The 12,356-nt window shown below is 36.2% G+C and carries 10 protein-coding genes, 7 tRNA genes and 1 rRNA gene; 4 read left to right on the top strand and 14 right to left on the bottom strand.

The window, feature by feature from the left end; translation table 11 throughout:
• Positions 1–55: 55 nt before the first annotated feature.
• The 4 genes from A8805_RS21845 to A8805_RS21830 all read right to left on the bottom strand — a co-directional run bounded on the left by A8805_RS21845 (position 56) and on the right by A8805_RS21830 (position 5,981).
• Positions 56–1,252, bottom strand: coding sequence for an IS256 family transposase (locus tag A8805_RS21845; RefSeq protein WP_109714649.1), 1,197 nt, complete (start codon positions 1,250–1,252; stop codon positions 56–58).
• A 670-nt stretch (positions 1,253–1,922) separates the two neighbouring features.
• Positions 1,923–3,824 (bottom strand): ATP-binding protein, encoded by a 1,902-nt coding sequence (locus tag A8805_RS21840; protein ID WP_109714815.1) that lies wholly within the window; start codon positions 3,822–3,824, stop codon positions 1,923–1,925.
• Between the two features lie 9 nt (positions 3,825–3,833).
• Positions 3,834–5,072, bottom strand: coding sequence for a DNA methyltransferase (locus tag A8805_RS21835; protein WP_109714814.1), 1,239 nt, complete (start codon positions 5,070–5,072; stop codon positions 3,834–3,836).
• Positions 5,073–5,741: 669 nt separating this feature from the next.
• Complete coding sequence (locus A8805_RS21830) at positions 5,742–5,981, bottom strand: helix-turn-helix domain-containing protein (RefSeq protein WP_109714813.1); 240 nt, start codon at positions 5,979–5,981, stop codon at positions 5,742–5,744.
• Between the two features lie 111 nt (positions 5,982–6,092).
• On the opposite strand from A8805_RS21830, the gene A8805_RS21825 reads away from it, so the two are divergent.
• The gene (locus A8805_RS21825; protein WP_109714812.1) at positions 6,093–6,416 is read left to right on the top strand and encodes a hypothetical protein; all 324 of its coding nucleotides are present in this window, start codon (positions 6,093–6,095) and stop codon (positions 6,414–6,416) included.
• 383 nt (positions 6,417–6,799) lie between these two features.
• On the opposite strand, the gene A8805_RS21820 is transcribed toward A8805_RS21825, so the two are convergent.
• Positions 6,800–7,336, bottom strand: coding sequence for a helix-turn-helix domain-containing protein (locus A8805_RS21820; protein ID WP_109714811.1), 537 nt, complete (start codon positions 7,334–7,336; stop codon positions 6,800–6,802).
• A 334-nt stretch (positions 7,337–7,670) separates the two neighbouring features.
• On the opposite strand from A8805_RS21820, the gene A8805_RS21815 reads away from it, so the two are divergent.
• The 3 genes from A8805_RS21815 (at position 7,671) to A8805_RS21805 (ending at position 10,993) form a co-directional block, all read left to right on the top strand.
• Positions 7,671–7,991: a hypothetical protein gene (locus tag A8805_RS21815; protein WP_109714810.1), complete on the top strand. Its 321-nt coding sequence runs from the start codon at positions 7,671–7,673 to the stop codon at positions 7,989–7,991.
• Positions 7,992–8,279: 288 nt separating this feature from the next.
• A complete protein-coding gene (locus A8805_RS21810) occupies positions 8,280–9,593 on the top strand; it encodes a replication initiation factor domain-containing protein (protein ID WP_109714809.1) in 1,314 nt (437 codons plus the stop codon).
• A gap of 158 nt (positions 9,594–9,751) precedes the next feature.
• On the top strand, positions 9,752–10,993 hold the full coding sequence (locus A8805_RS21805) for a tyrosine-type recombinase/integrase (RefSeq protein WP_114985908.1): 1,242 nt from the start codon (positions 9,752–9,754) through the stop codon (positions 10,991–10,993).
• Between the two features lie 100 nt (positions 10,994–11,093).
• Here the strand turns inward: A8805_RS21805 and A8805_RS21800 are convergent.
• From A8805_RS21800 to A8805_RS21765, 9 genes are all read right to left on the bottom strand, one after another.
• A tRNA-Leu gene (locus A8805_RS21800) sits at positions 11,094–11,179 on the bottom strand.
• 8 nt (positions 11,180–11,187) lie between these two features.
• A tRNA-Val gene (locus A8805_RS21795) sits at positions 11,188–11,260 on the bottom strand.
• Between the two features lie 54 nt (positions 11,261–11,314).
• Positions 11,315–11,388, bottom strand: a tRNA-Asp gene (locus tag A8805_RS21790).
• A gap of 24 nt (positions 11,389–11,412) precedes the next feature.
• Positions 11,413–11,486 (bottom strand) — tRNA-Ile (locus A8805_RS21785).
• Positions 11,487–11,515: 29 nt separating this feature from the next.
• A tRNA-Thr gene (locus tag A8805_RS21780) sits at positions 11,516–11,588 on the bottom strand.
• Positions 11,558–11,770 carry a hypothetical protein gene (locus A8805_RS21980; protein WP_146199470.1) on the bottom strand — a complete coding sequence of 71 codons (213 nt, stop codon included), beginning with the start codon at positions 11,768–11,770 and terminating at the stop codon, positions 11,558–11,560. Before A8805_RS21980 ends, A8805_RS21780 begins: the two co-directional genes overlap by 31 nt.
• An 8-nt stretch (positions 11,771–11,778) precedes the next feature.
• A tRNA-Glu gene (locus A8805_RS21775) sits at positions 11,779–11,850 on the bottom strand.
• A 60-nt stretch (positions 11,851–11,910) separates the two neighbouring features.
• Positions 11,911–11,982, bottom strand: a tRNA-Asn gene (locus tag A8805_RS21770).
• A 67-nt stretch (positions 11,983–12,049) separates the two neighbouring features.
• Positions 12,050–12,356, bottom strand: a 23S ribosomal RNA gene (locus A8805_RS21765); the annotation flags it as partial.

Here is a 12,356-nt window from a genome sequence, read left to right as displayed (position 1 = left end):
GGATAGTGTCAAGATTATTTCGCAAATTTAATTCCTGCCGTTTAGCAGTCGCTGGTTAACCGGCTATGTCATCAGACAGCAGATTATTACCAGGATTGATAAGATGATCCATATTCATATAGCGGCGGATGCCCCATTGGGTTCCGGCTACATGACGCAGTCTAGCGCATACAAGCATTAATGCACTCTGGCCATCAGGAAATGCTCCGATAGCCTTAGTACGGCGTTTGATTTCACGGTTGAGCCGTTCGATTGTATTGTTGGTCCGAATCCGGGTCCAATGCTGCGTTGGAAAATCCATATAAGTCAGGGTTTCCTCAATGCCGGCCTCCAGCTTTTCGGCAGCCTTGAGCAGTTTCATTTCCCGGAATTTTAAAGCCACTTGCGCAGCTTTTTCTCTGGCAGCATCTTTGCCTTCTTGAGCATGAATAGCTTTTAACATCATGGATACTGCTTTCATTTTCTTCCGTGGTGTCACTGAGAAAATGTTCCGATAAAAATGAACGATACAACGCTGATAACGGGCATCTGGAAAGACTTCCGGAATCGTTTCAAACATGCCCAGGTTACGGTCACCAATAATCAATCGTACGCCGCAAAGCCCGCGTTCTTTTAGACTTACAAAGAAGGAACGCCAGCTCTCCTTATCCTCTTTCATACCCTCGGCAGCACCGATGATTTCACGGCATCCGTCTTTGCCAACACCGATAGCGATCAGGATGGAGACGTTTTGAATTTCACCACCCCAGCTGCGTTTTAGAAAAACACCATCCACATAAACGTAAGGATATTCACCCGTTAGTGGACGGGTACGCCATGTTTCGATGTGCTCATAAGCTTTTTTGTTTAGGTTGCTGATAGTGCCGGGGGAGACTTTGGTTCCCCAAAGCGCCTCGGTAATATCTTCCACACGTCGAACAGAAACACCGGCCAAATACATCTCGATGAGGGCTTCCTCCACCGAAGATTCCCTTCGGCGATATCGTTCAATAATTGCAGTCTCAAAAGGAACACCTTTGAGTTTCGGCATCTTAAGTTCCACTTCGCCAGAAGTTGTTTGGAAGTTTCGCTTATAATGGCCGGAACGATATCCCTGGCGCTCAGGAGAACGCTCATATTTTTGAGCATTTACTAAATCATCTGCCTCTTTGTCAAGCAGGGCATTCAGTGTTTCTTCGACGCTATTGCGCACAAGATTTTTTAAGTCATTCTTTATAAGATCCTCGTTTAGTTGTATAATGTTATCAGACATGGTTTAGCCTCCTTGGAAAAATTTTGTGTGGTAACTTAATTCTACCAAACGGCTATAGACCATGTCTATTTTTATGAAATTGAATTTGCGAAATTAATTATACGTTATCGTTACATGAAAACTTAACGGGGATTTTTGTTTTAAACGATCAGGTTCTCTTATGTCCACAGACGCCTTTAACCGCCGTTTAAAGAAGTATTGTAATGCTGCAAGGGTTTCCGCTATTCGAGTCATAAAATTCGCTTTTACAACGTATCTACTGCTTACAACGGAAACAATCTAACAAGCATAAGCTATTTATGGACATAGGAGGGCTTCCATTATGCTATGTTATTTACGGAATGTGAATAAGGTTAAAATTGATATGCTTGCCTTTCAAAAACTGGGTATTCCATAGTGAGGTATTCAAAGATGATTAAATTTTTTTTAACAAAAAAATAAAGGAAACGCTGAATTTACAACATTTCCTCTATTTCTAATTAATGCCGCAGACCGGAATCGAACGAATCTACGTGCTATAAAACCGCATAGAAAGGAGGTTTGTGCCACCTCTGATATATACTGTACAAGATTTGTACAAAATGAAAAACAAATGAAAAAATTACATATTTCTTATAAAATCTATTATAAAGTTTTCCATATTATACTATCAACTATTAGTACTATCCTCTCAGTCAGATATACAATTAATTATATAGGTTTTTATAGTTTTCCATGTCTGCTCCATAAAATCAATATCAACATCGGCAGAATTATGCATGTACTCATTTAAACAATCAATTAAATACCTTTTTGTAATAGTCTCTCTCCATTTTTTTGCTTGTTTATCCATCCCTTGTTTATTAGCTAAAAAATTTATTACATTTAAAATATTGGTAGATAATTGATTTTCTGTAAAAGTTAATTTATCCTTATGATTATTAATAAAGTATCTTGTTGAGCATTCTAATACCCCTCTGTACAACCCTGCTGTTGCACAACAATAATTTTGTGTATTCAAATTAGATAATTCATAAATTATATGATAAATTTTATTACTTAAGTTATCTTTATTTTTTAGTTTTTCAATTACCTTTCCATCTTCCTGCGTAAACCTTAAACCAGATATAGTATATTTTTTAGGCTTATAATTATCTTCTGGTCGGTATACACCTGAGCCTATATTACTTTTATTAACTCCAGAAAGTGAACCAGTATATATATCATTCTTCGTAGGTTTTGATGCATTATTTTGATTTTCATTTATTTTAGTTTCTGTCTTCTCTAATGGACTATTTCCTAAATCATCATTTTTTTTCTCAACTAATTTATCATTCTTTTCGTCAGAATCAGAAGGTTGTTTATCTACTTTAAATTTAGGATTTTTCTCAGCAAGGTCAATATTAAACGTCAAAAACATAAGTGCACCCTTAAGCAAATACATAAGTTTTGTAAAAGTCTGGTCCTGAATAAAATCAGCACGCTCATTTGAAATTTGCAATCGTTCTTGATTTTCATTAAATTCATTAAAATTGACATAACCAAAAACATTATGAGGGCGTAAATTTGTAACTTTTTTACGCTGAGAAAAATCCGCTAAGCCTAGCCAATCATTATCTGAGGATAAATAGTTATACAATGCAAATTGATTAACATAAACATTGACGCCTGCTCCATATTGTTTTAATATAGCACCTGCATTCTGCCTATCATACACAACAATTCTCCCCTCAAACGAAGGAACATTATCCAAATTTGTATATGATTGTAAGTCTGCATTATCATTTGTACGTGTAGGAATAGTCTTTTTTATTCCATACTCTTTCAATGTTAACATTTCTAATGATTCTATATCAAATGTATTGAGTTCAATTAAAGAATCATTTATATTTTTTCTTATATCTGATTCACATTTAAATTTCAATGATTGAGTTGATTTATCATAAGAAAAGGTAACATCATATAGCATATTAGTAAATTCTACATCCAAAAAAATAGATTTTGGCAATTCCTCATCTATCTTTAATCTAATTTCGGGAAAATGTATACTATTTCGTTTGTAAAGATAAGTTGATATATGTCTTATCTTCTGTAACTCAGAAGATGAAGTCAAGAAATTTATAATTTCATCTGGAATCTGCTGTAAGGTAATAATCGTTCCTTTAGAATTATCCATTACATTTTCTAACACTTCATACTTTAAAAGTCCATTTTTATTTAGAGAACCCTGACATCTTTGTGTATTACCTATAAACGTATCTATTATAATTTCTTCACAAAGAGAAAAGCAAGACAATATACCTAATCCTTTATTGCCTGTAAAGAAAAAACCATGCTTATTTCTTATATTTCCTTGTAATTTTTTAGTAGAAAAACCAGGTTTTGCTAAATTTCTAATTTCCTCTAAGGATATACCTGTTCCATTATCACAGATTTGTATCAATCTTTTTTTTGAATCATAAATAACATCAATCTGAGCTGCATCTGCATCAACTGAATTTTTAATTAGTTCTGTTATTACAATTAATGGACTACCTACGGTTCCTAGCAAGCGGGATATATCCGCAGCTTCTATTGTTAGCTTTTCCTGCATTTTTATCTCCTAAATTTTTTTATAAATTTTAATGTACTCTTTACTCATAGACTTTACAGCACCTTGCTCTGCAATATAAGATACCTTCAAGGGCATTCGTTTCCCCATAATTTTTCTCGTTAATGTTGTTTCAAGTCGTAAATTATATTTTTCAGCCAAAAAATCATTATATTCATCAAATGGTAATTCCTGGTTATTAACCCTTCTATTTCCAAGAGTTAATGCCATAAGTTTTCCATGTTTTAATACATATGCCATTTTCTCAAACACTTTTTCATAATCATGCCAAAAAGATACAACCTTTTTTTGCTTTTCCAAATCAATATTTTTTATAAAAGGTTTGTATTCTTCTATATTTTTGATTTTTTTAATCCTTCCACCAAGACTTTCTCTATCAATTGCCGTAAACTTATTAAGCAACAAAGTATCAAATGAATCTAAATCATTAATGTCAATCCATAAAAGAGGTAATATTGAATATTGACCGTAAGTTACTGTTGTGTGGTTATCTCCGTATGGTGGTGATGTGCATATTATATCAACTGAATTTTCTTTACGCTTTGATAATAATGTTAATGCATCTCCACTTACTACTTCAATTTTATTTTCGGAATCAAAGCAATATTTCATATAATTCGAGGACACATTATTTTTAAATTCTTCTATACAATTGTTTGCCATATCTTTAATTTTACATGCTTCTTTTACATGTAGCTTAAATGTAGAAGTTCTCGTATTACTAAATTTTTTCACAGTTTCTGCAAAACAACACCAAAAAAACCGCCGGATGCGTATATTAGATTCTTGCATTATGGCTAACCGAATCAAACTTAAAGATTCAATAATGTCCGAACGGAACCATTTTTCTATATTGGAAAATGTATGATTTTCAACATTTCCCAGCAAAAGGTTAAAACTAGCAAAAAGCTGGTCAATACTTTCTTTGATGGAATTTGTTGGAACACCTTCTAAGCGAACCCTAGATATTAATATTGCTAGAGGATTTATATCATAACCTATTACATCTAATCCTAACTCTTGGCCAACTTGCAAAACAGTTCCAGAACCCATGAAGGGGTCTAAAATATTATGTATCTGCTTATCATATTCCAATACATCAGTTAGTAACTGCCGTTGCATTGGAGTTACCATCTTTGCAGGATATTGTATAATTGAATTATTTTCCCTATAGTCAGCAAAATCCCAATAATCTTCTGCATACGAATTAAGTTTCTCAACTAAACCCATCTTTCCACTCCCCCACACTTGCAATTATTAAAATTATATCATATGATTGTAGAATTTTCCAATGATTCTTATCCAATAAAAACTTTTATCCTTCTCCCTCTCCGCAAAACTTAAGAAACATAAAGAATTTTCAAACACTTGAACAACTCTAAAGCTACCTTAGATCGGAATGCTACAAATCTACGTACTGTACGTATAGAAAAAAGGGGGAAGAGTGTGCCACCTCTGATATCTACTGTATAAGATTCGTACAACTCTTGTAGGCTCAAACAACCACTAAAAATGAGGATGCCGAAACACCCTCAATTTCTAAACTACCACTTGCAAAACTTGGCACGGTAGTTTATAATCATATTAGAAACAATCAAAGGATATTGCTCGTCCGATGATTGTCATCGAAAACTAAATCAGAAACTTAGTTAGACGGCTATCCCCTATTGGCGTAGGAGATAGCCTATTTTTTGTCGTCTCGGTTGTCTAGGTATGTAAGTACTGCGAAGATAACCAGTACTAATGTTAAAACCTCAAGTGTGTTCATAGCACATACCCCCTTTCCGTTTCCGAAAAGGCAACCATCAGACTATCCCTACGTTGTTCTAATATGACTGGCAACAGTATATCATACCATGTCAAATTTTGCTATTATTTTTTACTGCATAACATAAAGCATTAATCCTGTTTGAAAAAGGCATTGAAATCACATTCAAAAATATCCGTCAAGAAAATAAGCAAATCCACACTTGGATTATTCACTCCCATTTCAACTTTGCTATAAGTACCTGTCGATATTTCAAGACCTCTTAGCTGTAATTGAGCCACGACATCCCTATTTCGCAAATTCCTTTCAACCCTCAATCTCTTGATATTATTCCCCAATAGATGATTTGTTCTCTGATTTACTCTATCCATATTATCACCTCACGGTAAGTATATCCAAAATAGAAGTATTTCTGATTCCAAAATGGAAGCAATTGTGTTATTATAAGAATTAAGAATATTGTATGATTGAAAGGATTTATTATGGATTTTAAAGAAATGTCAGAACATATGACCGAACGTGAACTTTATATTGTATTAAAAATTATTTACCCCTATGCTAAACCAGTACATTTTATCAGGGTACACGGACTCAATTTTATCACCGTATATTTTCATGATTCTACAAAAATAGAATTGTCTCAAGTTGATTTTCTTCCCGATGATATCTATATTTATGATGCTCAAGAAGATGAAATATTGGACGGTAAGCCTTTAAAAAATGGGACTATTCTGCATAAATATAGACAATTTATGATTGCTAAAGGTTACAGTGAAATATGGCTTGACAATCCCTATGTGATGTAAAAACAATGATTCAAGTGATATTTAATTAAATAATTTCAACAAAAATGACTACTATCAAAACTTTGCTGTATTGACGTGGCCTTTTTTGCAATGTGCTTATTTACGCTCATTATTTGCTTTACCAATCCTTGTCTGCATCTTGAGCAACTTTTTTTGATTGTCTGGAATAGATGCTAGGTTACCATTTAACTCATGTGCAAGTAATTTTTGTGTTCAAATTGCTATCGTTATGTTTTGCTGGCATAAAGTAAGCAGTTAGGTAAAGGAACAAGGCAAAGCCGATACACCGTAGGGCAGTCCTTTACGAAACGGATATAGCCAAACAACATTATAAAGAGAGGACTTGAAAGGTCACAAACCTTGCAAGTCCTCTTGTTTAAACTTTAATTATTATCCATCTGCTGACAATTATTTATAATAAAAGACAACTGTGCTGCAGCATCTTTTATTTTCTCAAATGGGATTTTCTCAAACTGACTTCTGCCCATTCGAGCCTCTCCCGTCTTATCATCAAGTATAGGGGTTCCCTCCTCATCCTTCATAATCGGTTGATGAAACATATTGTATAACATTGCGACCATTTCCATTGTGTTTTTAACCTCATCATCATACATAATATCTTCAAGAAAGGCTTGTGCCTGCAATATTTCTTGAATTTTACTACTATATCTATCAATCCTATCCATAATTTCTGACGTATCTTGTAAAGCAATCTCTTTCAGCGTTCCAAACAACTCAATCGGTGTTGCCTTTAGAACCTGACTTATTTTTTCAAGGTTATTGAATGTTGGATATCCTTCCCCCTTTTCAATGTTAGAAATCGTTTGTTTATTAACGCCAATTGCCTTAGCTAATTCAGTCTGTGTCATATCCCTCTCTTTTCTTAAACGTGCTACGTTTTTACCAAAATTTTCTATCACACTAACACCTCCAATATTATTTTATTAGAATTGTATTACTTATACACATATTTGTCAATTATTTTATGATTTTCTATTGACATTTCTAAACGCTGAACATATTATATATTTAAATATGATTAATATTTGTATATATAATAAAAGTCATGTTTAAATATATTATGTCTCTGGCCTATCGGAATGCCAGGAGAACGTTAGAAAATATGCAGATTACATTTACAAGAGAACAAGTAAAATAAAAGAATCATATGAACAATGACCCTATGGCAATATAAGTGAGTAAAACGTTGTCATTAAGTTAACACCCAAAATTACGGAAAGGATAGGTAATCAAATGAAATCAACACGAGAAGATTTGAAGGAAATTATATCGCACCTAAGAATAGGGTATAACGAGATTAGGAAGGCGAATGAGGTACTTGCTGATTATGACTTGACCGATTTTCCTGAACTAAAAACAGCATGGCTTATGTGCAGCACTCTTTCAGTGTCCGAGTTACTCATGCAGGCATCATTTTCGTTAAATAACTATGGAGTTAGAATGAAACACTGCCAAAGCAGGGCGGAGGAATCCACTGCGAGCGGAACGCATGAGCAGGGGAGTTTCTCCGCCCTGCTACCAGCGGTGCTTGCACCGCTGGTTTACCCCCGTTGAGTAATACGGGGGTAGAAAATATAGTCTAATCCTCTCCTAGCCGTTAAAAAACTGGGCTGTTGCCATTTTCCGAAAAGAGAACAGTTCTCTTTTTTCTCACAATGGGAATGAAGTAGTTTGTTGGAGACACTAAAAGGGAAAGATATAGCAATTTTTCTTGTCTGTAGCCTTTGTGTTATATAGTGTTTCGCAAAGCGAATGCCCAGAGCAACGGTTCCTATAGGGCGGTGGGTTGGCTGGGCAAACGTACCATTTAAATAACTTTTTACGAAGGAGGTAAAGTAGCAATTGAGTAAAGAAAAGCGTTCTATATGGCATGAAAAATGGTGTACCAAAGTAGAAGAACAACGAAAAACCCAAAACTTAACACAGAAGCAAGTTGCGGAGTGTCTAGGAATAAGCCGAAGGTATTACAATCAACTTATAACAGGGAAGAAACCGTTAAAGAGAAAGATGTACAAGGAAATCCGCGCTGTATTAAAGCAGTTAGACCCAGAGAATCTTGTGACTGTAATAGTAGATTATTTAAGGGTTCGTTTCCCTTTAACCGGGATGGATGGCATGAAATGGATAGCACATGACATTTTAGAGATTCCCTTTAAATTCTTCCGCAAAGAGAAGCACAGATGGCACAACTACGAACATGTATACTCTTTCGGAAATATATTCTTATCTTACTCCGATGATGAAAAAATGGGAATCATTCTTGAATTTAAAGGACAAGCCTGTAGGCAATACGAGATTCATTTAGAATATCATGGATACACATGGATTAATTTTTTGGCTACCCTGTGGAATCAAGATGTGAAGTGGAAAAGACTTGATTTAGCAATCAATGACTATGATGGCATCCTGAATATTGAGTATCTGCATAAAAAGTGTAAGACCGGCGAATTTGTAACACGTTGTAAATCATTTGATTACCGTGAGAGTGGGGAAACTAATCATTATGAGGAATTAGATGGAAAACTCGGTCTGGGCAGAACGCTATATATCGGAAAGCGAAGCAGTGCAATCTATATTTGTATGTATGAAAAAGATTATGAACAGTACATAACTAAAGGTGTACCGCTTGAAGATGCACCTATAAAGAACCGCCTTGAGATTCGCCTTTCTGATGAACGTGCTGAAAGGACGGTCGAGGAGCTTATAACAAATTTGCATCATGGGGAGTGTGCTGAAGACGAAATTTTAGATGAAATTATTTTTGGAATCTTAAACCATTATCTTTATTTTGTGGTAGAAGATAAAAACCAGCCCAAAAACGAGTGGGAACTTGACCCAATATGGGAACGTTTCTGTTATGGCAGGACTCGCAATATCAGAATAGCAACAAACCCCAAACCTTTTGATTTGGATGCAAAATATAACTGGATAATAAGGCAGGTTGCACCAACTGCCAAAACATTACTGGTGCATGATTATCAAAAAGGCAGAACCGATTTGATTGATGCCATAAACAACGCTAAACCAAATGAAGAGTTGAGGAAAGCCGTAGAACTTGAAACTCAGATGATAGCAAAAATGAAAGTAAAATCAAAAGGAATAGCAGAAATGCAAATTGAAAAAATGGAGGTAAAAGAAGGTGCAGAAGAAAAATGATAAATCATGGTAAGGAACTATTTTCAGCAATCGTCCCGACTGAACAAAAGGGATTGAAACGAAAGATTTATGTAATTACTAAGGCTTTTATAAAACTCTAAATTCTATAAACGGCTTTTTGAAAAGTAATAAAATCTAATGGAAAGGACAAGCGTGATATGCCAATATACAATCACAATATTCATCTTACAAAAGAACAGGTCAAGTTATATCACGCTATCCAAAGCTTGCAGATTTTGATAGAAAATAATATATTGAGTTCATCAGAGATGGCACAATATGAAATTATGCTTACAAAAAAGAAAAAGAAACTTGTCTTTGAGATTCATTTCAAGGATAAGAAAAGAAAGGAATTTTATGCCTGTAAGGATGGTAGGATAAAATCTTATGACCCACAATTTATTGCTCCATCCGAGGATACACTAATCGAAAAACTTTTTAATTTCTACTTCAATAACACCTTAGAAAGTGTTTACAAGAAATGGGTTCAACAACGCTCGGAGACAAAAATAGTTTCAGGTAAAACAATTGAGGAAGATATGGGGGTATGGAGACGTCACCTGGCTGATTCGGAAATTGCGCTTATGCAAATAGCGGAAATCAGGCCAAAGCATCTGCTGAAATTATTTCAAAAGTGGACTGGAAAAGGATTGATTACAAGAAAAGATTTTAATAATAGAAAATCCTTATTGAACAATATTTTTCGTCATGCAGTACTAGAGGAAATTATTCCTTACAATCCTATTACATCCATACCTCTCAACACATTGAATTTCAAACTTCCTTCTGCAAAGAAAAAGGCTTATACCCTTGAAGAGCGTAAAAGACTACTTCTTTATCTTAAAACACTAGAACAAGATGCCTATGTCTTAGCAATTATATTGGCGTTCTATGGTATCTTTAGGATAGGGGAGATAAAAGGACTATCTTGGGATATTGATGATGGGAATGAAGTCCGAATAGAACATCAGCTTGTGGAAGAGAGAATGTTACAAGATGATATGACTTTAAGTAGCCCATGCAGGGTGTTGAAAGACCCAAAAGGGAATCCTAATTACAGTATAAGAACAGAGATTATTTCAGATGAAGGAGTAAGCATCTTAAAAAAAATGAAAGGCCTAAATCCAAACGGTAGATTTCTTTTCATGCATGAGGGCAGACCCTTGACTACAGATTCTTTCAACCGCCGCCTAAAAAAATATTGTGCAGCCGTAGGGATTTCATATCTATCAAGTCATAAAATAAGATTTACAGGTGCATCCATGCTCTATGATGCCGGAGTAAAGGCCATTGATATTCAACCACTTTTAGGACACTCTACACTTTCCATGACTGAACACTACATAGGACAACGTGTAAATAAAATGGATAGCTCTCAAATGGCAAAAGTACTAGCATAACTAACATATTTGCAGGCTGTACAATTTTGTACAACTTTTTATCAAAACAAAAAGTGCTCCAAACCCTGATTGTACAAGGGGTTGAAGCACTTCACACAACTGCCGCAGACCGGAATCGAACCGGTACGGGTATCACTACCCACGGGATTTTAAGTCCCGGGCGTCTGCCAGTTCCGCCACTGCGGCATAATATATGGGACCTATAGGGCTCGAACCTATGACCCTCTGCTTGTAAGGCAGATGCTCTCCCAGCTGAGCTAAGATCCCATAATATTTGATTGTCCATTGAAAAATTATACATCTTTTCTTTTCCAATGTCAACGACCCAGAAGAGACTCGAACTCTCGACCTCCGCCGTGACAGGGCGGCGCTCTAACCAACTGAGCCACTGGGCCTTACTATAAATTATTTTAAAAAAGTGGACCTTCGGGGACTCGAACCCAGGACCGATCGGTTATGAGCCGATTGCTCTAACCAGCTGAGCTAAAGGTCCACGTATTTTATGTCCCATATAAGGAACAAAGCCGATGATCGGACTCGAACCGATAACCTGCTGATTACAAATCAGCTGCTCTGCCAATTGAGCCACATCGGCGAATTACATAAAACTCTGAGCAGCTGATTTGTAATCAGCGCTCTGCCTGCGATTGACATGGTCAATCTTAAAGAATTGAGCCACATCGGCGAATTGCTTAAAATTCTGAGCAGCTGATTTGTAATCAGCGCTCTGCCTGCGATTGACATGGCCAATCTTAAAGAATTGAGCCATATCGGCATATTACAAATGACTCCTACGGGAATCGAACCCGTGTTACCGCCGTGAAAGGGCGATGTCTTAACCGCTTGACCAAGGAGCCACAATGAATAAATAGCTTATAATATTTTTATAGACCGTAAGTCAGCTCACGGTCTATAAGCTCCCCGAGTTGGGCTTGAACCAACGACCCTTCGGTTAACAGCCGAATGCTCTACCACTGAGCTATCGAGGAATATCAAAAATATTGTGTACCTTCAAAACTGCATACAAAGAATCATCCTTCTCTCCTATTGCCCTGCCTGGTTATGCCCTCGACCTATTAGTAACGGTCAGCTCCATGCATTGCTGCACTTCCACCTCCGCCCTATCTACCTCGTCGTCTTCAAGGGGTCTTACTAACTTGACGTTATGGGATATCTCATCTTGAGGGGGGCTTCACGCTTAGATGCCTTCAGCGTTTATCCCGTCCCGGCTTGGCTACTCTGCTATGCTCTTGGCAGAACAACAGATACACCAGCGGCCAGTCCATCCCGGTCCTCTCGTACTAAGGACAGCTCCTCTCAAATATCCTACGCCCACGCCGGATAGGGACCGAACTGTCTCACG

The organism is Faecalicatena contorta, from assembly GCF_003149105.1.
Taxonomy (GTDB): domain Bacteria; phylum Bacillota; class Clostridia; order Lachnospirales; family Lachnospiraceae; genus Muricomes; species Muricomes contortus_C.
Note: the sequence above shows the minus strand (reverse complement) of the source record. Positions and strands in the feature narration are given on the sequence as shown.

What these genes read in the sequence shown, in the direction of transcription:
- A8805_RS21845 (WP_109714649.1), bottom strand. Translation starts at nt 1,252, where the DNA reads ATGTCTGATAACATTATACAACTAAACGAGGATCTTATAAAGAATGAC.
- A8805_RS21840 (WP_109714815.1), bottom strand. Translation starts at nt 3,824, where the DNA reads ATGCAGGAAAAGCTAACAATAGAAGCTGCGGATATATCCCGCTTGCTA.
- A8805_RS21835 (WP_109714814.1), bottom strand. Translation starts at nt 5,072, where the DNA reads ATGGGTTTAGTTGAGAAACTTAATTCGTATGCAGAAGATTATTGGGAT.
- A8805_RS21830 (WP_109714813.1), bottom strand. Translation starts at nt 5,981, where the DNA reads ATGGATAGAGTAAATCAGAGAACAAATCATCTATTGGGGAATAATATC.
- A8805_RS21825 (WP_109714812.1), top strand. Translation starts at nt 6,093, where the DNA reads ATGGATTTTAAAGAAATGTCAGAACATATGACCGAACGTGAACTTTAT.
- A8805_RS21815 (WP_109714810.1), top strand. Translation starts at nt 7,671, where the DNA reads ATGAAATCAACACGAGAAGATTTGAAGGAAATTATATCGCACCTAAGA.
- A8805_RS21805 (WP_114985908.1), top strand. Translation starts at nt 9,752, where the DNA reads ATGCCAATATACAATCACAATATTCATCTTACAAAAGAACAGGTCAAG.
- A8805_RS21980 (WP_146199470.1), bottom strand. Translation starts at nt 11,770, where the DNA reads ATGCCGATATGGCTCAATTCTTTAAGATTGGCCATGTCAATCGCAGGC.